21 protein-coding genes, 3 tRNA genes and 1 pseudogene are annotated in these 24,098 nt (G+C 63.0%); 17 read left to right on the plus strand and 8 right to left on the minus strand.

The window, feature by feature from the left end; translation table 11 throughout:
- Positions 1–756 carry a spermidine synthase gene (locus F6X62_RS10880; RefSeq protein ID WP_153773490.1) on the plus strand — a complete coding sequence of 252 codons (756 nt, stop codon included), beginning with the start codon at positions 1–3 and terminating at the stop codon, positions 754–756.
- Between the two features lie 399 nt (positions 757–1,155).
- Positions 1,156–2,869 (plus strand): annotated as a pseudogene (locus tag F6X62_RS10885) (DEAD/DEAH box helicase).
- A 68-nt stretch (positions 2,870–2,937) separates the two neighbouring features.
- Here the strand turns inward: F6X62_RS10885 and F6X62_RS10890 are convergent.
- Positions 2,938–3,705: a class III extradiol ring-cleavage dioxygenase gene (locus F6X62_RS10890; RefSeq protein WP_153773491.1), complete on the minus strand. Its 768-nt coding sequence runs from the start codon at positions 3,703–3,705 to the stop codon at positions 2,938–2,940.
- A 102-nt stretch (positions 3,706–3,807) separates the two neighbouring features.
- Here F6X62_RS10890 and F6X62_RS10895 point away from each other — a divergent pair, with 102 nt between their 5' ends.
- Positions 3,808–4,452 carry a thiopurine S-methyltransferase gene (locus F6X62_RS10895; RefSeq protein WP_153773492.1) on the plus strand — a complete coding sequence of 215 codons (645 nt, stop codon included), beginning with the start codon at positions 3,808–3,810 and terminating at the stop codon, positions 4,450–4,452.
- 71 nt (positions 4,453–4,523) lie between these two features.
- Here F6X62_RS10895 and htpX read toward each other — a convergent pair whose 3' ends face one another.
- Together htpX and F6X62_RS10905 are read right to left on the minus strand one after the other, a co-directional pair.
- Entirely contained in the window at positions 4,524–5,411 is an 888-nt protein-coding gene (gene htpX / locus F6X62_RS10900) for a protease HtpX (protein ID WP_054893043.1), read from the minus strand.
- Positions 5,412–5,638: 227 nt separating this feature from the next.
- Positions 5,639–6,850, minus strand: coding sequence for a pyridoxal phosphate-dependent aminotransferase (locus tag F6X62_RS10905; protein WP_054893044.1), 1,212 nt, complete (start codon positions 6,848–6,850; stop codon positions 5,639–5,641).
- Positions 6,851–7,018: 168 nt separating this feature from the next.
- Here F6X62_RS10905 and msrB point away from each other — a divergent pair, with 168 nt between their 5' ends.
- Positions 7,019–7,414 carry a peptide-methionine (R)-S-oxide reductase MsrB gene (gene msrB / locus F6X62_RS10910; protein ID WP_153773493.1) on the plus strand — a complete coding sequence of 132 codons (396 nt, stop codon included), beginning with the start codon at positions 7,019–7,021 and terminating at the stop codon, positions 7,412–7,414.
- 12 nt (positions 7,415–7,426) lie between these two features.
- A complete protein-coding gene (locus F6X62_RS10915) occupies positions 7,427–7,915 on the plus strand; it encodes a glutathione peroxidase (RefSeq protein ID WP_065861244.1) in 489 nt (162 codons plus the stop codon).
- Here F6X62_RS10915 and F6X62_RS10920 read toward each other — a convergent pair.
- Entirely contained in the window at positions 7,905–10,217 is a 2,313-nt protein-coding gene (locus F6X62_RS10920) for a response regulator (RefSeq protein WP_153773494.1), read from the minus strand. The two genes, F6X62_RS10915 and F6X62_RS10920, sit on opposite strands and share 11 nt — an antisense overlap.
- Before the next feature lie 225 nt (positions 10,218–10,442).
- Between F6X62_RS10920 and F6X62_RS10925 the strand changes: the two genes are divergently transcribed.
- Both F6X62_RS10925 and F6X62_RS10930 read left to right on the plus strand, forming a co-directional pair.
- Positions 10,443–11,333 carry an ATP-binding protein gene (locus tag F6X62_RS10925; protein ID WP_112897744.1) on the plus strand — a complete coding sequence of 297 codons (891 nt, stop codon included), beginning with the start codon at positions 10,443–10,445 and terminating at the stop codon, positions 11,331–11,333.
- Positions 11,330–11,812 (plus strand): GAF domain-containing protein, encoded by a 483-nt coding sequence (locus tag F6X62_RS10930; protein ID WP_054893049.1) that lies wholly within the window; start codon positions 11,330–11,332, stop codon positions 11,810–11,812. The genes F6X62_RS10925 and F6X62_RS10930 overlap by 4 nt, the downstream gene beginning before the upstream one ends.
- Before the next feature lie 51 nt (positions 11,813–11,863).
- Here F6X62_RS10930 and F6X62_RS10935 read toward each other — a convergent pair whose 3' ends face one another.
- Positions 11,864–12,631 carry a hypothetical protein gene (locus tag F6X62_RS10935; RefSeq protein ID WP_054893050.1) on the minus strand — a complete coding sequence of 256 codons (768 nt, stop codon included), beginning with the start codon at positions 12,629–12,631 and terminating at the stop codon, positions 11,864–11,866.
- Between the two features lie 337 nt (positions 12,632–12,968).
- Between F6X62_RS10935 and F6X62_RS10940 the strand changes: the two genes are divergently transcribed.
- The 3 genes from F6X62_RS10940 to F6X62_RS10950 all read left to right on the plus strand — a co-directional run bounded on the left by F6X62_RS10940 (position 12,969) and on the right by F6X62_RS10950 (position 13,283).
- Positions 12,969–13,044, plus strand: a tRNA-Glu gene (locus tag F6X62_RS10940).
- 2 nt (positions 13,045–13,046) lie between these two features.
- Positions 13,047–13,122: transfer RNA gene (locus tag F6X62_RS10945), tRNA-Gly, on the plus strand.
- A gap of 85 nt (positions 13,123–13,207) precedes the next feature.
- Positions 13,208–13,283: transfer RNA gene (locus F6X62_RS10950), tRNA-Gly, on the plus strand.
- Between the two features lie 99 nt (positions 13,284–13,382).
- Here F6X62_RS10950 and F6X62_RS10955 read toward each other — a convergent pair.
- A complete protein-coding gene (locus tag F6X62_RS10955) occupies positions 13,383–13,793 on the minus strand; it encodes a PA2817 family protein (RefSeq protein ID WP_054893051.1) in 411 nt (136 codons plus the stop codon).
- A gap of 133 nt (positions 13,794–13,926) precedes the next feature.
- Positions 13,927–16,374 carry an acyl-CoA dehydrogenase gene (locus F6X62_RS10960; RefSeq protein WP_153773495.1) on the minus strand — a complete coding sequence of 816 codons (2,448 nt, stop codon included), beginning with the start codon at positions 16,372–16,374 and terminating at the stop codon, positions 13,927–13,929.
- Positions 16,375–16,558: 184 nt separating this feature from the next.
- Here F6X62_RS10960 and F6X62_RS10965 point away from each other — a divergent pair, with 184 nt between their 5' ends.
- The 3 genes from F6X62_RS10965 to F6X62_RS10975 all read left to right on the plus strand — a co-directional run bounded on the left by F6X62_RS10965 (position 16,559) and on the right by F6X62_RS10975 (position 19,038).
- Positions 16,559–17,182 (plus strand): glutathione S-transferase, encoded by a 624-nt coding sequence (locus tag F6X62_RS10965; RefSeq protein WP_112897747.1) that lies wholly within the window; start codon positions 16,559–16,561, stop codon positions 17,180–17,182.
- A gap of 147 nt (positions 17,183–17,329) precedes the next feature.
- Entirely contained in the window at positions 17,330–18,262 is a 933-nt protein-coding gene (locus F6X62_RS10970; protein WP_153773496.1) for an ABC transporter ATP-binding protein, read from the plus strand.
- Positions 18,259–19,038 (plus strand): ABC transporter permease, encoded by a 780-nt coding sequence (locus F6X62_RS10975; RefSeq protein WP_054893055.1) that lies wholly within the window; start codon positions 18,259–18,261, stop codon positions 19,036–19,038. The genes F6X62_RS10970 and F6X62_RS10975 overlap by 4 nt, the downstream gene beginning before the upstream one ends.
- Here the strand turns inward: F6X62_RS10975 and F6X62_RS10980 are convergent.
- Entirely contained in the window at positions 18,922–19,548 is a 627-nt protein-coding gene (locus F6X62_RS10980; RefSeq protein WP_151924181.1) for a DUF2062 domain-containing protein, read from the minus strand. The two genes, F6X62_RS10975 and F6X62_RS10980, sit on opposite strands and share 117 nt — an antisense overlap.
- Positions 19,549–19,690: 142 nt before the next feature.
- Between F6X62_RS10980 and F6X62_RS10985 the strand changes: the two genes are divergently transcribed.
- From F6X62_RS10985 to lpxK, 4 genes are all read left to right on the plus strand, one after another.
- Complete coding sequence (locus F6X62_RS10985; protein WP_153773497.1) at positions 19,691–21,913, plus strand: DNA internalization-related competence protein ComEC/Rec2; 2,223 nt, start codon at positions 19,691–19,693, stop codon at positions 21,911–21,913.
- Between the two features lie 110 nt (positions 21,914–22,023).
- A complete protein-coding gene (locus F6X62_RS10990; protein WP_054893125.1) occupies positions 22,024–22,659 on the plus strand; it encodes a MotA/TolQ/ExbB proton channel family protein in 636 nt (211 codons plus the stop codon).
- On the plus strand, positions 22,656–23,090 hold the full coding sequence (locus F6X62_RS10995; RefSeq protein ID WP_054893058.1) for a biopolymer transporter ExbD: 435 nt from the start codon (positions 22,656–22,658) through the stop codon (positions 23,088–23,090). Before F6X62_RS10990 ends, F6X62_RS10995 begins: the two co-directional genes overlap by 4 nt.
- Positions 23,090–24,085, plus strand: coding sequence for a tetraacyldisaccharide 4'-kinase (gene lpxK, locus F6X62_RS11000; protein WP_153773498.1), 996 nt, complete (start codon positions 23,090–23,092; stop codon positions 24,083–24,085). The genes F6X62_RS10995 and lpxK overlap by 1 nt, the downstream gene beginning before the upstream one ends.
- Positions 24,086–24,098: the final 13 nt, after the last annotated feature.

Raw genomic sequence — 24,098 nt, forward strand, 5'->3', positions numbered from 1 at the left:
ATGGCGACGGAGCGGGAAGAACGGCTGCTGGCCCGGGTGGAAGATGCCTACGGGGTCATCAGTGTGTACGAGGTCGAGGATTATCGCTTCCTCGAATTCGGTGACGCCATCGAGCAGAGCTGTACCTTCACCGCCGACCCCAGTTGGCTGGAGTACGACTACACGCGCGCGATGCTGGTCGGTGCACTCTGCCATCCGCAGCCGGAGAGCGCACTGTTCCTGGGGCTGGGGGCCGGTACCCTGACCCAGGCCTGCCTGAAGTTCCTGCCGCTGGAGGATGTCGAGGCCATCGAGCTGCGCCCGGACGTGCCGCGTCTGGCCATGGAATACATGGGGCTCGATGATGATCCGCGCTTGTACGTGCGCGTTGGCGATGCCCTGGAGCTGCTGCCCACGGCTGAGAAGGCCGACCTGATCTTCGTCGATCTCTATACCGATCATGGCCCGGGCGTAGGCCATCTGGCCTGGGGCTTTCTGGAACAGTGCCAGCAGCAGCTCAATCCGGGAGGCTGGCTGGTGATCAACCAGTGGGCCGGCGACGATGGTCGGCCTTTGGGTGCGGCATTGTTGCGTGGGTTGTATCACCGGCATTACTGGGAGCTGCCGGTGAAGGAGGGCAACGTGATCCTGCTGGTGCCGGCGGATCTGGAGCAGGCACTGGATCTGGAGGGTTTGCGGGCGCGGGCCGAGGCGTTGGCAGCGCGGCTGGGCTATTCGCTGGACTACCTGATTCGCGAAGTTCGGCCGGCGAGCTGAGCGTAAAGCTGCGGCGTACCCTTCGCGGGTAAACCCGCTCCCACAGGGGCAGCGCTGCCCTTGAGCGTGGCGCCGACCCTGTGGGAGCGGGTTTACCCGCGAAGCAGTCGCCGCCGCTCGTGAAAAAACGTTTCAGTTTTCGATTAAATGATGGCCTTATAATGGCCGCTGCCTGTGAAAAAGTTCTCACAGATCAACGCGAATTCGTATATAGTACGCGCCGGTCTTTTAGCGGACCTCAAAATCAGGTGGTGCAAACCCTCCGAGTCCAGCTTCGGCTGCACGTCCGCTAGGCGGACCTTTCCCACGTAATTCTTTTTCAATCGTTTTCGCAAATCCCCGCCGCCAAAGCTGCCTGGGTGACCTCCGGGTCTTTCAAGGCATGTGCAGCTTTGGAGCATGGGTCTTTGCGGATGCACATAGAGGCAGACCCATGACCCAGGAAACCGGCGGATTCGCCGCTCTCGATCTTCATCCGAACATCGTTGCCGCCGTTCTGGCCACCGGCTATGAAGAGCCGTCGGCCATCCAGCAACAGTCGATCCCGATCATCCTCGCCGGTCATGACATGATCGGCCAGGCGCAGACTGGCACCGGCAAGACCGCTGCCTTCGCCCTGCCGATCCTCAACAAGATCGACGTGAGCAAGCGCGAACCGCAAGCCCTGATCCTGGCGCCAACCCGTGAGTTGGCGCTGCAAGTAGCCACCGCTTTCGAAACCTACGCCAAGCAGATGCCGGGCGTTAACGTGGTGGCTGTGTACGGTGGTGCCCCGATGGGCCCACAACTGCGTGCCATCCGTAACGGTGCGCAGATCGTCGTCGCCACGCCTGGCCGTCTGTGCGACCACCTGCGTCGTGACGAGAAGGTGCTGTCCACCGTTCAGTACCTGGTACTCGACGAAGCCGACGAAATGCTCAAGCTGGGCTTCATGGACGACCTCGAAGTGATCTTCGACGCCATCCCTGCCACCCGCCAGACCGTGCTGTTCTCCGCGACCCTGCCGTCGTCGATCCGTTCGATCGCCGAGCGTCACCTGCGCGAGCCCAAGCACGTCAAGATCCAGAGCAAGACCCAGACCGTCACCGCGATCGAGCAGGCCCACCTGATGGTCCACGCCGACCAGAAGATCCCGGCTGTGCTGCGTCTGCTGGAAGTCGAGGAATTCGACGCGCTGATCGCCTTCGTGCGTACCAAGCAAGCCACCCTGGACCTGGCTGCCGCGCTGGAAGCCAAGGGCTACAAAGCTGCCGCGCTGAACGGCGATATCGCCCAGAACCAGCGTGAGCGCGTCATCGACTCGCTCAAGGACGGTCGCCTGGACATCGTCGTCGCTACCGACGTCGCTGCCCGGGGCCTGGACGTACCGCGCATCACCCATGTGTTCAACGTGGACATGCCATACGATCCGGAATCCTACGTGCACCGTATCGGCCGTACCGGCCGTGCCGGTCGCGATGGTCGCGCACTGCTGCTGGTGACGCCGCGTGAGCGTCGCATGCTGCAGGTGATCGAGCGTGTTACCGGGCAGAAGGTTGCCGAGGCTCGTCTGCCTGGCCCACAGGCCGTGCTGGATGCGCGTATCAAGAAGCTGACCGCAAGCCTCGCACCGCTGGTGGCTGAAGCTGAGGCCACCCATGGTGAGCTGTTCGACCGCCTGACTGCCGACCTGGGCTGCTCGGCTCGCGCGCTGTCTGCCGCGTTGCTGCGCAAGGCCACCAATGGCCAGCCGCTGGACCTGGCTGCCGTCGAGCGCGAGCAACCGCTGGTGCCGACCTACACGCCGCGTGAGCGCACCGGCGAGCGCAGTGATCGTGGTGAGCGCAGCGAACGTGGTGACCGCGAGCGTCGCGCGCCGATGCCGCTGGCCGAAGGCCGCGTGCGTTGCCGTACCGCCCTGGGTGCCCGTGATGGTATCGCCGCCAAGAACCTGTTGGGTGCGATCCTCAATGAAGGCGGCCTGGCCCGTGACGCTATCGGTCGCATCCAGGTGCGCGACAGCTTCAGCCTGGTCGAGCTGCCGGAAGAGGGCCTGGAGCGTCTGCTGTCCAAGCTCAAGGACACCCGCGTGGCCGGTAAGCAACTGAAGCTGCGCCGCTATCGCGAGGACTGAGTCCTGCAGCAATGAAAAATCCCCGGCTTGCCGGGGATTTTTTTGCCTGCCGATTGAGGTGTTTGGAATCAGTCGAACCTGTAGATATCCATTCCCAGTGCTCCCATCGTGAAGCCCTGGTGCACGATCCCGAACCTGTCGCCTGCGCCCATGGCAAAGAACAAGGGCAGCAGGTGCTCATCGCTCGGGTGGTTGCGCACCGCGTAAGGTGCCTGCTGCCGATAGTCTTCCAGCGCGGCCCTATCCTCTGCCTTCAATTGCTCGACCACCCAGTCGCGGAACGCGCGTGCCCAGGGCTCGATGGCGTCTGGCCCGGCATGCCAGTCCAGTTCGCCCAGGTTGTGGGTAATGCTGCCGGAGCCGACCAGCAGTATGCCCTGGGCGCGCAAGCCGGCCAGGGCCTTGCCGACCTGCAACTGCAGGGCCGGGCCCTGGCGGCTGGGCAGCGAAACCTGGATTACCGGGATGCCAGCATCCGGGTACATGAGCGACAGCGGCACCCAGGTGCCGTGGTCGAAGGGGCGTTGTACATCGAGCTGAGCGGGCAGTCCGGCGTCACCGAGCAAGCCTGCCACCTGGCGCGCCAGCTCGGGGGCGCCAGGGGCCGGATACTGCACGGCGTACAGCGCAGCAGGGAAGCCGCCAAAGTCGTGCCAGGTCTGGGGCTGGGCGCCACTCATCACCGACAGTCCCTGGCTCTCCCAGTGCGCGGAAACCACCACGATCGCCTTCGGCCGCGGCAGGCCTGCCGCCAGGCGGGCCAGTGCCGGTCCACTGGCGCCGGGTTGCAGGGCGAGCATGGGCGAACCATGGGAAATGAACAGGCTAGGCAGCATGGCGGGGTCCTGAGCGGTTAAGATGCCGCCATCTTCGATCAGTTACCGATCGACATCCAATATAAGTTTTGCAAGTTATCTATCGAAAAAATCGGAGGAGTCATGGAGCCAGCGTTCTGGCACAAGCGGTGGGCGGACAACCAGATCGGCTTTCACCAGTCGCAGGTGAACCCGTACCTGCAGGCACACTGGCGCATGCTGGCCCCCGGCAGCCAGGTGCTGGTGCCCTTGTGCGGCAAGAGCCTGGACGTCGCCTGGTTGGCGGGGCAGGGGTATCGCGTGCTAGGGGTGGAAGTGTCGCAACGTGCGGTGGCGGATTTCTTCCGGGAGCACAGCCTTGAGGCCGAGGTGTCCCGCCATGGCGCCTTCGAGATTTGGCGCAGCGGCCTGGTGGAGCTGTGGTGTGGTGACTTCTTCGCCTTGCAGGCGGAAGATCTGGCGCAGTGCGCGGGGCTCTATGACCGCGCTGCGGTGATTGCATTACCGCAGGCGCTGCGTACCCGTTACTTTGAGTTGCTTTCTGCCTGCCTGCCGGCTGCTTGCCAGGGGCTGATGGTCACCTTGGACTACGATCAGTCGCGTCTGGATGGGCCGCCTTTCTCGGTGCCGGATGACGAAGTCCGGCGCGGACTTGCTGGATGGCAAGTGGCCGAGCTGGAGGCCCCGGACATTATCGAGGACAGCCCCAAATTCCAGAAGGCGGGAGTCGGCAGTCTGGTGGAGCGGGTCTATCGGTTGCAGCGTTGATTGGCCTTCTGGCCAGAATACGAGCAAAGAAAAGGGCGACCTGAGTCGCCCTTTTCAATTATCGCGTTGAATCAACCGCGACGACGCAGTGCATCGATACGGTCTTCCAGTGGCGGGTGGCTCATCAGCAGGCCGGCGAGGCCCTGCTTGAGGCCGCCGTTGATGCCGAAGGCCTTCAACGTATCTGGCATGTGCACCGGCATACCTTGTTCCGAGCGCAGGCGCTGCAGGGCAGCGATCATCGCGCCAGTGCCCGCCAGGCGAGCCCCGGCTTCGTCGGCGCGGTACTCGCGGCGACGCGAGAACCACATGACGATGATGCTGGCCAAAATGCCCAGGATCAGCTCGGCGACGATGGTCGCGACGTAATAGGCGATGCCCTGGCCTTCTTCGTTCTTGAAGATCACCTTGTCGACGAAGTTGCCGATGATACGTGCGAAGAACATCACGAAGGTGTTCACCACGCCCTGGACCAGTGCCAGGGTGACCATGTCGCCGTTGGCGACGTGGCCGATCTCATGGGCCAGTACCGCACGTACTTCGTCCCGCGAGAAGCGCTCGAGCAGGCCCTGCGAAACGGCGACCAGTGCGTCGTTGCGGTTCCAGCCTGTGGCGAAGGCGTTCGCCTCGTAGGCGGGGAACACGCCCACTTCCGGCATCTTGATGCCCGCCTCGCGGGACAGCTCCTCGACCGTCTGCAGCAGCCACTGTTCGTGGTGGGTGCGCGGCTGGGTGATGATCTGGGTACCGGTGGTCATCTTCGCCATCCACTTGGAGATGAACAGCGAAACCAGCGAGCCAGCAAACCCGAACACGGCGCAGAAGACCAGCAGGCGGCTCAGGTCCAGGTCGACGCCGTTGGCGGCCATGAACCCGTTGAAACCGAACAGGCTGAGGGTAATGCTTGCAACCAGCACCACCGCAAGGTTGGTGGCTACAAACAACAGAATGCGCATCATGGTTGTTACGTTCTCCTGACGGATGAAAATGTCGCTCTACTGCGGGGTATATAAGGTGGCGGCCAAGGCGATTCAACTGGCCGACTATTTCAAACTGTGTACCGCGAAGTATGACAGAGCCGCGGCGAGTCGCCGGGAGATAGACCGTTGCAGGATGTAAGAATTCATCCGTGGGGCGGAGGACGTCGTGCCAACACGGCCGGTTGGCACGACAAGGCCTTGATCGCTTACTGCGAGTAGGTGCGCAGGAAGTTGCCGATGCGGCCGATGGCTTGCTCCAGGTCATCCACTCGCGGCAGGGTGACGACGCGGAAGTGGTCCGGCCACGGCCAGTTAAATGCGGTGCCCTGGACGATCAGCAGTTTCTCCGACAGCAGCAGGTCGAGGACGAACTTCTCGTCGTTGTGGATCGGGCAGACCTTCGGATCGATTTTCGGGAAGGCGTACAAGGCGCCCATTGGCTTGACACAGCTGACGCCGGGGATGGCGTTGAGCAACTCGTAGGTGCGGTTGCGCTGTTCGAGCAGGCGGCCCGGCGGCAATACCAGGTCGTTGATGCTCTGGTAGCCACCCAGGGCGGTCTGGATGGCGTGCTGCGCCGGCACGTTGGCACACAGGCGCATGTTGGCCAGCATGTCGATGCCTTCGATATAGCTCTGCGCGTGGTGCTTGGGCCCGGAGATGATCAGCCAGCCGGAGCGGAAGCCTGCGACACGATAGGACTTCGACAGGCCGTTGAAGGTCAGGCACAGCACGTCCGGGGCGAGCGAGGCGGTGCTGATGTGCACGGCTTCGTCGTAGAGGATCTTGTCGTAGATCTCGTCGGAGAACACCACCAGGTTGTGCTGGCGGGCCAGTTCCAGCATGCCGAGCAGCAGCTCCCTGGAGTACACCGCGCCGGTCGGGTTGTTCGGGTTGATGATCACCAGGGCCTTGGTGTTCGGGGTGATCTTGGCCTTGATATCGTCAAGGTCGGGGAACCAGTCGGCCTGCTCGTCGCACAGGTAGTGCACGGGTTTGCCGCCGGCCAGGCTCACCGCTGCGGTCCACAGTGGGTAGTCGGGGGCCGGGATCAGCACCTCGTCATTGTTGTTGAGCAGCGCCTGCATCGACATCACGATCAGCTCGGACACACCGTTGCCCAGGTAGATGTCCTCGATACCGACGCCTTCGATCTGCTTCTGCTGGCAGTATTGCATCACCGCCTTGCGCGCGCTGAACAGGCCTTTGGAGTCGCTGTAGCCCTGGGCGGTCGGCAGGTTGCGGATCACGTCCTGGAGGATTTCGTCCGGCGCTTCGAAACCAAAGGGCGCCGGGTTGCCGATGTTCAGCTTGAGGATGCGCTGGCCTTCCTCTTCCAGACGCTTGGCGTGCTTGAGCACCGGACCGCGAATGTCGTAGCAGACATTGGCGAGCTTGTTCGATTTGCTGAACTGCATGATGTGATCCCGAATGGATAAGTCGCGGGGCGCGGTCGTCAAAAGGTTTGAAAAGGACGGGGCGCGGGTGCCAGACTGATCGTCTGCACACAAGCCAACTAATATACGTGCCACCCGCGCCAGGGAAAAGACGGCGCAGGGTGAAATTCAGCCTGCCGAGGTCCATCCATGCAAAAGATCGACAAAACACTTGAAGAATGGCGCGAAATGCTCGACCCCGCTCAATACCAGGTATGCCGCCTGAAGGGGACCGAACGACCGTTCACAGGCAAATACAACAGCGAAAATCGCGCCGGCATCTATAACTGCATCTGCTGTGGCCTGCCGTTGTTCGATGCGCAGACCAAATTCGAGTCCGGTTGCGGCTGGCCGAGCTTCTACGCGCCGATCGAGGACAGTGCGATGATCGAGATCCGCGACACCTCCCACGGCATGATCCGCACCGAAGTCACCTGCGCCCAGTGCGATGCGCACCTGGGCCACGTGTTCCCGGACGGCCCGCCACCGACAGGGCTGCGCTACTGCATCAACTCGGTATGCCTGGATTTCAAACCGCAAGTGTGAATGGAGATCGACATGGCCGATGCGTTGCTGGACATTCCCTGCGTCACCCTCAAGGGGGAGCAGAAAAAACTCGGCGACTTCGCCGGCAAGGCGCTGCTGGTGGTCAATACCGCCAGTCAGTGCGGTTTCACACCGCAGTACAAGGGGCTTGAGAAACTGTGGCAGGACCATGCCGCGCAGGGCCTTGTGGTACTGGGCTTTCCGTGTAATCAGTTCGGCAAGCAGGAGCCGGGCGATGCGTTGGAAATCTCGCAGTTCTGTGAACTCAACTTTGGCGTGAGCTTCCCGCTGTTTCGCAAGATCGAGGTGAACGGCCCGGGCGCCCACCCGCTGTTCGCCGAGCTGAAGAAGCGAGCGCCCGGCCTGCTGGGGACGCAGAAGATCAAGTGGAACTTCACCAAGTTCCTGGTCGACCCGTCCAGTGGCAAGGTCACGCGCTACGCACCGACCACCAAGCCACAGGCGCTGGAAGCCGATATCGAGCGTCTGCTCAACCGCTGACCGGCACCCAATGGTCGATCAGGGCGAGTAATTCTTCGCGCCGGAACGGCTTGGCCAGGTAGTCGTTCATGCCCGCGGCGCGACAGCGTTCGCGCTCTTCGGGCATGGCGTTGGCGGTCAGGGCGACGATCGGCAGGTCGGGCCAGCGCCCGCTCTGGCGGATGCGCCGGCTGGCCTCGTAGCCATCCATCACCGGCATGTTGCAGTCCATCAGCACCATGTCGAATCCTTCGCGCTCGAGGATCTCCAGCGCTTCGGCACCATGGGCGGCCACCTGCACCTGGCAGCCGAGCTTGGCGAGCATGCCCTTGGCTACCAACTGGTTCACGGGGTTGTCTTCCACCAGAAGGATCTGTGCGCGTCGCTCCAGCAGGCGGCCGACCTCGGAGGGGGCAGGTGTAGCGTTTTCGCCTTGCAGGGTACGGCGCAGCATCTGGTACAGGGCATTGCGCGCCAGCGGGCGTGCCTGCTGGTGCAAAGGCGCCAATTGCGCGGTTTGCTCTGCGGGCAGGAAGTTGCCGTAGGCCGTGACCAGCAGGATCGGTGCGTTGATACCGGGGCGCAGTTCGAACAGGTGCTCGGTGTCGTCGGTGATGAGCAGGTCGATGGCCATGCCGTCGAGCCCACTGGCATCGTCGCGTCGCTGATAATCCAGCCCCCAGCTTGGCAGCAGGCCATGCAACAGCTCAGCCAGACCGCTGGAGGCGTTGCTCAGTGCCACCACCTGACCCTTCAGCGGCGTAGGCGGGACCGCTTCGGTGTGCGTGGGCAGCGGAAGATCGGCGCTGAAGCGGCTGCCGAAGCCGGTTTGCGAGTTGATATGCAGATGCCCGTGCATGGCCTTGCACAGGTTACGGGTCAGGGCCAAGCCCAGGCCGGTGCCGCCATACTGGCGGGTGATGCCTGCGCCAGCCTGGGTGAAGGGCTGGAAGATGCGCACCTGGGCTTCCTCCGGGATTCCGATGCCGGTGTCGCACACTTCCAGGCGTACGCCGCCGACGATGCTCGAAAGACGAAGGTCGACACGCCCGAAGCGGGTGAACTTGAGCGCATTGGACAGCAGATTGCTGACGATCTGGCGCACCCGGGTGGGGTCGCCGAGCACGGTACTGGGAAAGTCCGGAGCGATCAGGCAGGTCAGCTCGACACTGGGCGCGGCGTTCTGCGACAGGAGGTTGGCGGTGTCCTCGACCATCGCCCCCATGTCGAAAGGGATGCGTTCGAGCTCCAGTTGCCCGGCATCGAACTTGGACAGGTCGAGGATATCGTTGAGCAGCTCGACCAGCACCTTGCCTGAGTCGTGGGCGATCGACAGCTGCTGGCGTTGCTCGGCGTTCAGCCCGCTGTCCAGGGCCAGGGCGATCATGCCGAGCATGCCGTTGAGCGGTGTGCGGATCTCGTGGCTCATGTTGGCCAGGAAGGCGGCGCGCGCCTGGGCCATGTCCAGGGCGCGGCGGCGGGCTTCCTCCAGTTCCTCGTTGGACTGGCTGAGCCGGCTGTTGCTGGCCTTGAGTTCTTCGGTGCGGGCCGAAACGATGTCTTCCAGTTCGTTGAGGTACTGGGTGAGGCGGTTTTCGGCGTTGCGCCGCTGCTGGATCTCGGTGGCCATGCTGACGAATTGCTGGTTGGCGACCTTCACCAGTACCCCGATCTCGTCGTGCTCATGACCGTTGGGGTAGTCCAGACGAGTCTGGCCGGGCTGGCGTGGGTCGCTGCCGCTCAGGGCGCCGATGACGGTGACCAGGGGTTTGGTCAGCATGATGTAGAACAACCCCAGGAGAATGCCGGTCAGCACCAGGCTGCGGGCGAAGCCGTTGAGCAGGGTGATGCCGGCTCGGTCGAGAAAGCGGCTGCCGAAGGCATAGGTGTCGACATCCAGGTACAGGGTGCCGAGGTAATCGTCGGGCATGTGGGCGAGGAACAGGCGATCCTTGAACTGGCGCTGCTCGCCGAACAGGAAGTCGCTGAGCGGCCGATAGCTGTCTTCCTGGCGCGGGCGATGGACGTCGGCCAGCACCGTATCGTCGTTGTCGATCAGGCGTGCGCGGATGATCGCTGGCGACTGCAGCAGCCCGCCGGTGAGCTCCTGGGCCAGCTCCGCATCGATGTTGTAGGCGATGCGCGAGGCCGGGTCATGGCTTATTTGCAGCAATGCCTGCACTTCGCGGTTGATGGACGCGTCTTCGCTGGCATAATCGATGCCGATCTGGATGAGACTGAGCAATGTTCCCAGGATGAAGCCGACCAGGACTGTCAACCGGGCTTGCTTGTATGACAGGCGATTGGTGAACTTGATATCCATGGTTCCCGAGCCGGTTCAACGCCCCTTGCGCTGCGCAAGCATAGCCGATCAGCCCCGGCTGCTGGCGGGTCTGTCTGTTGTTTCGAGCGATCCAATCAATGGGCCGGTGCGCGGCCATCGCGAGACGAGCTCGCTCCTACAACCCCTGTTGGCTCTGTAGGGGCAGTGTCGTCCCGCACTGGCTGCGCCTCGGCTCCTGAACCGGTCTTGATTAAGGAAACCTTCATGGACACCCGCCTCATTGCATTCCTGGAACACGCTGAATCCATACTGACGCGCCTCGAACCACTGCTGCCGGCGCCCCGCCCGCAGATCGACTGGTCGTCGACCCTCGCTGCGCGCTGGCAGCGTGATGGCCGCAGCGGCTACCTCATGCCGTTGGAAGTCAGCCTCGACATCCGGCTCTCGGACCTGATCGGTGTCGATCAGCAGCGTGAGCAACTGGGCCGCAACACCCATCAGTTCATCAATGGCATGCCCGCCAACCACGCCCTGCTGTGGGGCTCGCGGGGCACCGGCAAGTCGTCGCTGGTACGTGCGCTGCTGGCCGAACATGCCGGGCAGGGCCTGCGCCTGATCGAGATCGAGCGCGATCACCTGGCCGACTTGCCGCGGGTGGTCGAGCAACTGCAAAAGCTCGAGCAACGCTTCATCCTGTTCTGCGACGACCTTTCGTTCGAAGCGGGAGAGGGCGATTACCGGGTGCTCAAGAGTGTGCTCGATGGTTCGCTCGAACAGGCGCCGGACAACGTCCTGCTCTATGCCACCTCGAACCGCCGTCACCTGGTGCCCGAGAAGCAGAGCGACAATGAAAACTGGAAGATGATCGACGGCGAGCTGCACCCCAACGAGGCGGTGGAAGACAAGATCGCCTTGTCTGACCGTTTTGGCTTGTGGTTGTCGTTCTATCCGTTCACCCAGGAGCATTTCCTCAACGTGGTCGAGCACTGGATCGGCCAACTGGCGCGCCCGGCCGGGTTGGCCTGGCAGCGCACAGAAGAACTCGACATCCTCGCTGCGCGCTGGGCCACCGGCCGCGGCAACCGTAATGGCCGTTGTGCCTACCAGTTCGCCCGCTACTGGGTTGGACTGCAATTGCTGGAGCAGAACCAATGATCGACCTCAACGCCAGTGGCAAAGGCCTCGATGGCTACGACCTGCTGGCTGCGCAAGTGCAGGCGCTGTTCGCCGACGAGCGTGATTTCATCGCCAACGCCGCGCAGTTCTCGGCATTTCTCTACCACCAGGTGGAAGACCTGAATTGGGCGGGTTTCTACCTCAACCGCAACGAAGAACTGGTGCTAGGGCCGTTCCAGGGGCAGGTGGCGTGCGTGCGCATCGCATTCGGCAAGGGTGTGTGTGGCGCGGCAGCAGCCACCCTGCAGACCCAGCGAGTGGAGGATGTGCATGCCTTCCCTGGGCACATCGCCTGTGACAGCGCATCCAACAGCGAGCTGGTGATTCCGCTGGTAAAGGAGGGCAGGTTGATTGGCGTGCTCGACCTGGACAGCCCGAGCCTTGCGCGTTTCAGTGAGGCCGATCAGCGAGGGCTGGAACGCCTGGCGTCGATCTTCCTGGCGTTGAGCGACTGCTGAAAAACAAGAAGGGCCGCTTTTGCGGCCCTTCTTGTTTTCAACGGTTGTGGATCAGTCGTAGATCACCCGCTTTTTCCACGTCTCGTCTTCATCGGTTTTCAGACCCTGGGTCAGCGCGTTCTGGTCATTTTCGGCCGGTTCCATCTGGTCCAGTACTTGCGCGTTGGCGCGAGCGAGCAGTTTTTCCAGGTAGGTCAGCTGCTCTTCATATTGTTTCGGTTCCGGTTGTTTGCGCAGGTACTGCACGCCGCGTTCGAACGCCAGGCGCGCATGGCCAGGTTGATTCTGCTGCAACGCCTGCTGGCCCAGGTTATTGAAGAATTCGATGTGCAGTAATACCAGGATGTGACGAATTTCCCTGACCCAGTACTTGCCTTCGTTGGACTGCAGGAAGTTTTCCTGGGTAGCGCGCACGATCTGGTTGTGCAGCGACTCGAGCAGGAAGCGCACGTCCTTGGCCTTGACCTCGGTCTGAATCGGGCTCGGCGGGTTGTTGACCGGCAACTTGTCGCCCTTGGCAATCAACCCTTCGAGTTCGACGATGCGCGCCTTGAAATCGCCGTTGTGCTTGTCCAGCGCCAGCAGGCGCTGATTGAGATTCAGCTCCAGGCGGGTCAGCAGCAGCTTGAGCGCCGGAGTCATCAGTTGGCCGGGGAAGGTTTCGGTGATCTCGCCGCAGCGGCGCAGGCGTTCGGTCAGCTCGACTTTAAGGCGCGCGCGCTCGAGCTTGGCGTTTTCCACGACATTGTTGAGGTAGCCGATCACGATCAGCAACGCGATACCCGCCACGATGAGCAGGGTGATCAGAAGTGGTGTCACCGTTAACGCCTCATGAAGAAGTTTTGCATCATTGAGTGTAGTGAGTTCGCCAGGGGGCGAACAGTGCAGCCTGGCGGACAGGCTCTACCCATGGGTGTCGGCTCAAGGGCAAAAATCTACAGTGCTGGCACTTTGATGCGAGCTTGCCGGGCTGGCGTCAGAAAAGCAACGCCAATCCCCGGGCGCATCATGCGCAGCCTCTGTACAGGGGCGGAAGTCGTTGATTTAAATAAATTTCCACAAAGGGGTTGACGGCTTGTCGAGGCATCCATAGAATGCGCGCCACTTGCAGCGTAAAGCACACAGCGAAACGCGGCAGGCAGTGAAGTTGTAGTGTGTCCCCTTCGTCTAGTGGCCTAGGACACCGCCCTTTCACGGCGGTAACAGGGGTTCGAGTCCCCTAGGGGACGCCAATGCGGGAATAGCTCAGTTGGTAGAGCACGACCTTGCCAAGGTCGGGGTCGCGAGTTCGAGTCTCGTTTCCCGCTCCAGTTTTAGAACTGTGGCGTCCATTGACGGTGCAGCGGCAGTGAAAGGTTCAGGCCATTCACGCCAAATGCGGTTTTGCTTCACATTGCGGGAATAGCTCAGTTGGTAGAGCACGACCTTGCCAAGGTCGGGGTCGCGAGTTCGAGTCTCGTTTCCCGCTCCATTTGAAAACGCCACTTCATCGAAGTGGCGTTTTTTTTGCCTTCAAAAACATCGCAGCCATGGGGCCACGGACATTTGAAATGCCCGTGGCCATTTTTGCTCAGTGGCGCTCGCCCTGGTCGGGTGCGCTCAGCAACTGCTTCTCCAGGTTCCAGTCGAAGGGCTCTTCATTCTGCTCGGCCTCGTAGCGACGCTCTTCCAGCGTCTGGTACAGCTCGAGTTCTTCATCGGGCATGTAGTGCAGGCAGTCGCCGCCGAAGAACCACAGCAGGTCACGCGGAACCAGATGAGCGATCTGCGGGTAGCGCGTGATCACCTGGCAGATCAGGTCCTGGCCCAGGTACTGGCTTTCCAGTGGGTTCTGCGGCAGCAGGGTCAGCAGTTCGTCGAAGCGTTCGAGGAACAGGGCGTGGCTTTCTTCCGGCACTTGCTCGGCGTCGCCCAGGGCCACCAGGATGGTGCGCAGGTGTTGGAGCAGTTGCAGGTGGTACTCCAGGTGGGGGTTGGCCATGGGGGCGATCCTCTGGTGTTGAAACGGGGGCCGGAGTATACGCAGGTTTTGCCCCGCAGGGGCAGGCGCAGCCGCTCGTACTGCCTTGACCACCGGCCCGCCAGGGGCCGGGGGTCTGTCTGACTGAAGGTGCTCAGCGCACCTTGCCCTCCACGGGCAGCAGTTGCGCCTTGTCGAAAGCATCTACATCGATCACTGTCCGGCGCGCGGCTTCGGCTGCCTGGAGTCTCTCGCCTTCATCAGCCTGCAGCACGCCGGCCTGCACGGCGGCTTCGATGTCCGACTGGCCCGGCGCGGGATGCACCTTGCCCTCCTTGAGCCCCTGGTGCAGCGCCTTGTGCAGTGGCGCCACCTCGTCCAGCAGGTCGCAAGCCGTCTGCAGGGCGGCTACCGGATCACCTTCGCCGTCAGGGCGGAAGCAGCCCGCCAGCAGTTCCTCCAGTGCCGGATCACCCTTGCGTCGGCCGATCAGTTCAGCAACTTCTTTATCCAGTTCATCGCTTGGCCCGGTGTGGCGGCGACCGAACGGGAAGACCAGAACCCGCAACGCACAGCCGATGAAGCGATTGGGGAAGTTGTCGAGCAGCCGGTCGAGGGCTTTTTCGGCCTGCCCCAGACTTTCTTCCAGCGCCCAGCGCAGCAGAGGTTGCATGTGCTCGGGTGAGCCGAGGTCGTGATAGCGCTTGAGCGCTGCGGATGACAGGTACAGGTAGCTGAGGACATCCCCCAGACGCGCGCTCAGGCGTTCGCGCCGCTTCAGCGCGCCGCCGAGCAGCATCATCGACAGGTCGGCAAGCAAGGCGAATGCGGCCGCCTGACGGTTCAGCGCACGGAAGTAGCCCTGGCTGAGGGCATCGCCCGGCATCTTCTCGAAGTGCCCCAGCCCGATGCCGAGCACGAAAGTGCTGGCCGCATTGCTGGCGGCGAACATGATGTGCTTCATCAGCAGATCGTCGAACTCGTTGAGTGCCTGCTCGCGATCCTCGCGCCCGGCGAGGGCCATTTCCTTGAGGACGAAGGGGTGGCAGCGGATCGCGCCCTGTCCGAAGATCATCAGGTTGCGTGACAGGATGTTGGCGCCCTCGACGGTGATGAAGATCGGCGCGCCCTGCCAATTGCGACCCAGGTAGTTGTTCGGGCCCATGATGATGCCCTTGCCGCCGTGTACGTCCATGGCGTGCTGGATGCATTCACGGCCGCGTTCGGTCAGGTGGTACTTGAGGATTGCCGAAAGTACCGAGGGCTTCTCGCCCAGGTCCACTGCCTTGGCGGTGAGCAGGCGGGCGCTGTCCATCAGCCAGGCGTTGCCACCGATTCGTGCCAGCGATTCCTGGATGCCCTCGAAGGCGGACAGCGGCACGTTGAACTGCTCGCGGACGCGGGCGTACTGGCCGGTGACCAGGCTGGTGTACTTGGCAGCGCCTGTACCAACCGCAGGCAGCGAGATGGAGCGGCCGACCGACAGGCAGTTCATCAGCATCATCCAGCCCTTGCCGAGCATGTCCTTGCCGCCGATGAGGAAGTCCAGGGGCACGAACACGTCCTTGCCGCTGTTCGGGCCATTCATGAAGGCTGCACCCAGCGGCAGGTGGCGCTTGCCGATCTCCACGCCCGGGGTGTCGGTGGGGATGAGTGCCAGGCTGATGCCCAGGGATTCCTGTTCGCCCAGCAGGTGATCGGGGTCGTAGGCCTTGAAGGCCAGGCCCAGCAGGGTAGCCACCGGGCCGAGGGTGATGTAGCGCTTCTCCCAGTTCAGGCGAAGGCCGATGACTTCCTCGCCGTTCCATTCCCCCTTGCAGACGATGCCGGTGTCAGGCATGGCGCCAGCGTCGGAGCCGGCCAATGGGCCGGTGAGGGCGAAGCAGGGGATTTCGTCGCCACGAGCCAGGCGCGGCAGGTAGTGGTTACGCTGTTCATCGGTGCCGTAATGCAGCAGCAGCTCGGCCGGGCCGAGCGAGTTGGGTACCATCACGGTCGAAGCCAGGTCGCCGCTGCGAGTGGCGAGTTTCATCGCCACCTGGGAGTGAGCGTAGGCGGAGAAGCCCTTGCCGCCGTATTCCTTGGGGATGATCAGGGCGAAGAAGCCGTGCTGCTTGATGTGTTCCCAGGCTGCGGGTGGCAGGTCGAGGTCCTGGCCGATCTGCCAGTCGCTGACCAGGGCGCAGAGTTCCTCGGTGGGGCCATCGATGAACGCCTGTTCTTCTGCGGTGAGCGTGGGGGCAGGGTAGTCGAGCAGGGTATTCCAGTCGGGCTGGCCGCTGAACAGCTGGCCGTCCCACCATACAGTGCCCGCGTCGATCGCTTCGCGCTCGGTCTGCGACATGGGTGGCAGGGTGCGCTGGAACCATTTGAACACGGGGCCGGTGAACACCTGGCGCCGCCACTGCGGCAATATCAGCAGGGCGGCCTTGGCGGCCAGCACCAGCCAGATCACGGTCAGCAGCCAGCCAGGTGCGTCGGCGAAGATGCCCATCAACAGCACATAGGCGGCGATCACCCCGAGGATCTGCAGCGGTGCCAGACGTCGATGGGTGAGATATGCGGCGCCGATCACCAGCACCACCAACCACAACAGCAGCATAGTTCTTCCTCCTTGGAAGCTTGGGCTCGAGCCATCCCGGATAGCTTAGACGCGATGCGCCGGATGGCTCGCTAAGAACAGTGACAGGGTGTGGCCACAGGAGTTTCAGAGCATTGTCCCCTGGTACAGGTGGCGTCACTGTGGAGTAGACTGTCCACCCTCTGCACTCACTAAGGACGTTGTCATGCTGAAGATCTGGGGTCGCAAGAACTCGAGCAATGTGCGCAAGGCGTTGTGGATTGCCCACGAGTTGGGGCTGGAGTTCGAGTCGATCGACGCCGGTGGGGCGTTCGGTGTGGTCAACGAGCCTCAGTACCGTGAGCGCAACCCCAATGGCCTGGTGCCGATGCTCGAGGATGGCGACTTCGTCCTCTGGGAGTCCAACACCATCGTGCGCTACCTGAGCGCTGAATATGGTGCCGAGCAGGGCTGGTACCTGGACGATCCGCGCCAGCGTGCCCTGGCGGACAAGTGGATGGACTGGACCACCTCTTCCTTTGCCGCGCCGTTCCGCCCGCTGTTCTGGGGCATGCTGCGTACCCCGGAGAATGAGCGTGACTGGACGGCGATCAACGCTGCGCGGGAAAAGTGCGGTGAGTTGCTGGCGATCGTCGACAAGACGCTGGCCACCCAACCCTACCTTTCCGGTGAGCAGATCGGCATGGGCGACATTCCGCTGGGCTGCTTTGCCTACGCCTGGTTCGAGATGCCCATCGAGCGTCCCGATCTCCCCAACCTGCAGGCCTGGTACGAGCGCCTGAAGGCGCGTCCGGCCTATCAGGCCGCAGTAATGACGGCGCTGACCTGAGCGGATACCCCGCCCGTTTCGATAGTCACTATCGATATACATGACTGTACTTGTGCGGTCAGGCCTTGCACCATGGCCGCACTACTCACTGCGCCAGTGACTTGACCTGGCGTGTCCTGAACCTTTTTCTTCGGTACGTGACCCGCTATGAGTTCTGCCCTGTCCATAAGACAGCTGACCAAGACCTACGGCAACGGCTTTCAGGCCCTCAAGGGCATCGACCTGGAGGTCGCCGAAGGTGACTTCTTTGCCTTGCTCGGCCCCAATGGCGCCGGTAAATCCACCACCATCGGCATTCTCTCGACCCTGGTGAACAAGACCAGCGGCACGGTGAATGTCTTCGGCCATGACCTGGACCGCCAGCCAGCCGCGCTAAAGCGCAGCATCGGCGTGGTGCCCCAGGAGTTCAACTTCAACCAGTTCGAGAAGACCTTCGACATCGTCGTCACCCAGGCCGGCTACTACGGCATCCCGCCGAAGCTGGCCAAGGAGCGTGCCGAGCAGTACCTCACCCAACTGGGGCTGTGGGACAAGCGCGACGTGCAGTCGCGGTCGCTGTCCGGCGGCATGAAGCGTCGTCTGATGATCGCCCGTGCGCTGATCCATGAGCCGCGCTTGCTGATCCTCGACGAGCCGACGGCTGGCGTGGACATCGAACTGCGTCGCTCGATGTGGAGTTTCCTCACCGAGCTGAACCAGAAAGGCATCACCATCATCCTCACCACCCACTATCTCGAGGAAGCCGAGCAGCTGTGCCGCAACATCGGCATCATCGACCACGGCACCATCGTCGAGAACACCAGCATGCGCCAGTTGCTGGGCAAGCTGCACGTCGAGACCTTCGTCCTCGACCTCAAGCAGGACCTGCCCGCGGCGCCGACGCTGCAAGGTTACCCGTGCCGGCTGATCACGCCGCACACGCTGGAAGTGCAGGTGGAAAAGGATATCGGCATCACTGCGTTGTTCGGCCAATTGGCGTTGCAGAACATCGAGGTGCAGAGCCTGCGTAACAAGACCAACCGACTCGAGGAGTTGTTCGTGGCCCTGGTGGAAAAGAATCTGTCGAAGGTGGCGGTATGAGTGTGGAACTGCGCACCAACTGGGTCGCCCTGAATACGATCGTCTATCGCGAGGTTCGACGCTTTCTGCGTATCTGGCCGCAGACCCTGCTGCCGCCGGCGATCACCATGGTGCTGTACTTCGTCATCTTCGGTAACCTGATCGGCCGTCAGATCGGCGACATGGGTGGCTTCACCTACATGGAGTACATCGTGCCGGGGCTGATCATGATGTCGGTGATCACCAACTCCTACGGCAACGTGGTGTCGAGCTTCTTCGGCAGCAAGTTCCAGCGTTCGATCGAAGAGTTGATGGTCTCGCCGGTCTCGCCGCACACCATTCTCGTCGGCTACGCCCTCGGTGGTGTGTTACGCGGCCTGGCGGTAGGCGTGATCGTGACCATCCTGTCGATGTTCTTCACCCACCTGCAGGTGCATCACTTGGGTGTGACCATCGTTGTGGTGCTGCTGACGGCGACGATCTTCTCGCTGCTGGGGTTCGTCAATGCCGTGTTCGCACGTAATTTCGACGATATCTCGATCATTCCGACCTTTGTTCTGACACCGCTGACCTACCTGGGTGGCGTGTTCTACTCCATCAACCTGCTGCCGCCGTTCTGGCAGACCGTGTCGCTGGCGAACCCGGTGCTGCACATGGTCAACTCGTTCCGCTACGGCATTCTAGGGGTGTCGGATATCAGCATTGGTACGGCGATCACCTTCATGCTGGTGGCTACCGCGGTGCTCTATACCCTGTGCGTCCGCCTGCTGGTCAGTGGTCGCGGCATGCGTGCATGACACCCTGCACTTGCGCCGGCGCCACTGCCGGCCGACCCACCAGCGCCAGTAGAGCAAGGTGGTGAAGTAGGCGGCAACGCCCAGTATCACGCCGCACACCACCGAGCCGAGCAGGAAAGGCTGCCAGACGGTGGACAGTTGGTCGGTGATCCATTCGAAGGTCAGTTCTTCCGGGAGCGTTCGCGGAGGAATCTGCATCAGCCACGCGCCGGTCATGTAGGTGACGAAGAACACCGGTGGCATGGTCAGCGGGTTGGTCAGCCAGACCAGGCTGACCGCGATGGGCAGGTTGCCGCGTACCGGTATCGCCAGGCTGGCGGCCAGCAGCATCTGCATGGGGATGGGGATGAGCGCTGCGAACAACCCTACGCCCATGGCCCGAGCGACCGAATGGCGATTCAGGTGCCAGAGGTTGGGGTCGTGCAGCAATCGGCCGAAAAAGCGTAAGGACTTGTGTTCCCGAATGCTGGTCGGATCCGGCATGTAGCGTTTGAAGAGGCGGCGCGGCATGTAGGCTCCCGGTGCTCGAATAGGGCGAGTATGCCTTGATTCCACGTCAGCCTCGTTCAGAGTTTGTGACAATTGTTGAGTGAGCTCGGCGGCCAAACAGGCCTAGCCTGACGGGGCGATTACGCTTGCGGAGCTTTACTTCATGCGCACAGGGATGTCTGCGCTGGCGCTCGGGTTGTTGAGCCTGGGTCTCTTGCCTGCCTTGCCGTCGGTCGGATGGCTGTTCCTTCTGTTCTTGTCGGCACTGATGTGCCTGTTCACTCGCGTCTGGCCGATAGGGTGGTTCCTGCTGGGGCTGAGCTGGGCCTGCTGGTCGGCGCAGCAGGCCCTTGATGATCGCCTGATCGCCGAGCTCGATGGGCGCACATTGTGGCTGGAGGGCAGGGTGACGGGGCTGGCGACGCAGTCCGGGCGCAGCGTGCGTTTCGAGCTGGACGAGGCACAGTCCCGGCGTGCGAGGTTACCCCGCCGGATGCAACTGAGCTGGTTCGACGGTCCCATGGTCCGGACTGGCGAGCGCTGGCGGCTCGCGGTCAACCTCAGACGCCCTCATGGGCTGCTCAATCCCCATGGTCCCGACCGTGAGGCAATGCTGCTGGCACGGCGCATTGGTGCCACAGGAACGGTCAAGGCCGGGGAGATGCTGGCCCCGGCGAGTGGGGGCTGGCGCGACAGGCTGCGCCAGCGCTTGCTGGCGGTGGACGCGCAGGGGCGGGAGGTGGTGCTGGCGGCGTTGGTGCTCGGTGACGGTTCTGGGCTGGCGCGGGAGGACTGGCAGGCCTTGCAGGCGACCGGCACCGTGCACCTGATGGTGATTTCGGGGCAGCACATTGGCTTGCTGGCGGGGCTGATCTACGGGCTGGTTGCCGGACTGGCCCGTCTGGGTGCCTGGCCAGGGAGGCTACCGTGGTTGCCCTGGGCGTGCGGCCTGGCGATGGCAGCAGCCTTGGCCTATGGCGCCCTGGCTGGCTTTCAGGTGCCGGTGCAGCGTGCATGCCTGATGCTGGCCACTGTCTTGGTCTGGCGTCTGCGCTTTCGTCATCTGGGGGCGTTCTTCCCCTTGTTGCTGGCTTTGGTCGGTGTATTGCTGTTCGAGCCCCTGGCCAGCCTGATGCCGGGCTTCTGGCTGTCTTTCGCGGCGGTGGCGGTGCTGATCTACTGCTTCAGCGCGCGTCTGGGTGGCTGGCGGCCCTGGCAGGCCTGGAGTCGTGCTCAATGGGTGATCGCCATCGGTTTGCTGCCCGCGATGCTGGCGCTGGGTCTGCCTGTCAGCCTCAGCGCGCCCTTGGTCAATCTCCTGGCAGTACCCTGGATCAGCCTGGCGGTGTTGCCATTGGCCCTGCTCGGAACGGCGACACTGCCGTTGGCAGGGCTGGGAGAATCGTTGCTGTGGCTGGCAGGTGGGTTGATCGACCTGATGTTTCGCGCGCTCGGCCTGCTGGCCGAATGGCATCCACCCTGGACGCCCCCGCCGCTTTCGCTGTGGGCGTGGACGCTGGTGTGTGCGGGCGCGTTGCTGCTCTTGCTGCCACGCGGCGTGCCGCTGCGAGGACTGGGGGCGGTGATGCTGCTGGCGCTGTGGGCGCCTCGCGAGCAGGTGCCGCACGCAGAGGTGGAAGTCTGGCAACTGGACGTTGGCCAAGGCTTGGCGGTGCTGTTGCGCACGCGGCATCACAGCCTGCTTTACGATGCCGGGCCGGCGATGGGCACCAGTGACCTTGGGCAGACCGTGGTGCTGCCGACCTTGCGCAGGCTGGGTGTCAACCAGCTCGATCTGATGCTGATCAGCCATGCACATGCCGACCACGCCGGCGGCGCTCTCGCCGTGCAGCGCGGCCTGCCGGTGGCGCGGGTGCTGGCTGGCGAGGCTCGGGAGTTGCCCGCAGTCTTGGGCGCACAGGTGTGCAGCAGTGGTGAGCGCTGGGAGTGGGATGGCGTGATGTTCTCGCTGTGGCACTGGCCCAGTGGCAAGAACAGCAACGACCGCTCCTGTGTGCTGCTGGTCGAGGCCCAAGGGGAGCGCTTGCTGCTGGCTGGTGACATGGAGGCCGGTGCCGAGCGTGCCTGGCTGGAGTCCGCCGATGCGGCGCGTATCGACTGGCTGCAGTCCCCGCATCATGGTAGCCGTAGTTCCTCCACCGAGCCTTTCATCCGCGCCATCGCGCCGCGTGGCGTGATGATTTCCCGTGGGCGACACAATGGTTTCGGTCACCCGCACCCGCAGGTGATCGAGCGCTATCGGCGGCATGGGCTGGCAGTGCATGACACGGCACTGCAAGGGGCGCTGCGCCTGCGACTGGGCAGGCACGGAGAGGTCGAGGGATTGCGTGCGCAGCGGCGCTTCTGGCGTGAGCCGCCTTCCTAGGCCGTGCACACCTGAAATATGCTGGTCATCCGCCAGCCCCTGACCTTCGGCAGATGAGCCCCATGTCTGCCTATGGTAGAGTGGCGGCCTTTTTCAGGGGGATGCTTACTGTGTGGGAATTGGTCAAGTCCGGCGGCTGGATGATGCTGCCGATCATTCTGAGCTCCGTCGCAGCCATGGCAATTGTCGTCGAGCGCCTGTGGACCCTGCGTGCCAGTCGCGTCACCCCGCCGCACCTGCTGGGCCAGGTATGGATGTGGATCAAGGACAAGCAACTGACCAGTGACAAGCTCAAGGCCTTGCGCGCCGACTCCCCCTTGGGCGAGATTCTCGCCGCGGGCCTGGCAAACTCTCGCCATGGCCGCGAGATCATGAAGGAATGCATCGAGGAGGCCGCCTCCCGGGTCATCCACGAGCTCGAGCGCTACATCAGCACGCTGGGCACCATCGCTGCAATGGCGCCGTTGCTCGGTCTGCTTGGCACCGTACTTGGCATGATCGACATCTTCAGTGCGTTCATGGGCTCGCAGATGACTGCCAACGCCGCGGTGCTCGCCGGGGGTATTTCCAAGGCGCTGGTGACCACCGCAGCGGGCCTGATGGTTGGTATCCCCGCCGTATTCTTCCACCGTTTCCTGCTGCGCCGCATCGATGAGCTGGTGGTTGGCATGGAGCAGGAGGCGATCAAGCTGGTCGAGGTGCTGCAGGGCGATCGCGAGGTCGAGGTGGCCGGAGGCAAGGCGTGAAGTTCCGGCGCAATCGACAACGCGAGAACGTCGACATCAACCTTGCATCGTTGATCGATGTGGTGTTCGTGCTCTTGCTGTTCTTTGTGGTCACCACCACGTTCACCCGCGAGACCCAACTGCGTGTCGAGTTGCCCGAGGCCGCCAGCGGCGCACCGGCCGCGCCGCAGGATGGCAAGCTGGTGGAGGTGACGATCAGCGCCGATGGCGTGTATTCGGTGAACAACCACCTGCTGCCCAAGAGCGACCTGGCCACCCTGACCGAGGCCCTTGAGCGGGAGTCCGGAGGGGACAACACATTGCCTTTGGCGATCAGCGCCGATGGCAAGACCCCGCACCAGGCGGTGATCACGGCGATGGATGCTGCCGGCAAGCTCGGCTTCAGCCACCTGCGCATGACCACCGTCGAGGCGGCTCCGGGGACGCCCTGATGGCTTTCACCGATCGTCTGCTCGCGGCCTGGTACCAGGGCCATCCCGCCCTGGGGCTGTTGCGCCCGTTCGAGGCCCTTTACCGGCGGGTGGTGACGCGCAAGCGTGCGCGCTTCCTCAGTGGCGAAAGCGCCAGCTATCGGGCTCCGGTGCCGGTCATCGTGGTGGGTAATATCACCGTCGGGGGCACCGGCAAGACGCCGATGATCCTCTGGCTGATCGAGCATTGCCGAAGCCTGGGGCTGAAGGTCGGCGTGGTCAGTCGTGGATATGGCGCCAAGCCGCCTCATTTCCCCTGGCGGGTCCAGGCCAGCCAGAGCGCTGTGCAGGCCGGAGACGAACCGTTGCTGATCGTGCAGCGCACCGACGTGCCGCTGATGATCGACCCTGACCGATCCCGTGCCGTGCAAGCGCTGTTGGCCAGCGAGCCCTTGGACCTGATTCTCTGTGATGACGGCATGCAGCATTACCGGCTGGCGCGCGACCTGGAGCTGGTGCTGATCGACGCGGCCCGTGGTCTCGGCAACGGCCGATGCCTGCCGGCCGGCCCGTTGCGTGAGCCGGTCGAGCGCCTGGATGACGTCGGTGCAGTGCTGCACAACGGTGCGACCGTCGATCCGCCGCGTGGATTTGCGTTCGGTCTGCGCCCGAGTGCGTTGGTCAATCTGCGGACCGGTGAGCGTCGTCCGCTCGAGCATTTTCCTGCCGGTCAGGCCCTTCATGCCGTGGCTGGCATTGGCAACCCGCAACGTTTCTTCAACACCTTGCAAGGGCTAAACTGGCAGCCCGTGCCGCATCCTTTCGCCGACCATGCGCAGTTCGATGCCCAGAGCCTGGCATTCGAGCCACCACTGCCATTGGTCATGACTGAAAAGGACGCGGTGAAATGCCGTGACTTTGCAGGTGACGACTGGTGGTACCTGGCCGTTGATGCCGAACCGTCTCCATCCTTCGTCGCCTGGTTCGATGCGCAGCTCGCTCGTCTGCTGCCTTGAATCACTTCCACTT

This window comes from Pseudomonas sp. MNR3A, from assembly GCF_009650575.1.
Lineage (GTDB): Bacteria > Pseudomonadota > Gammaproteobacteria > Pseudomonadales > Pseudomonadaceae > Aquipseudomonas > Aquipseudomonas machongensis.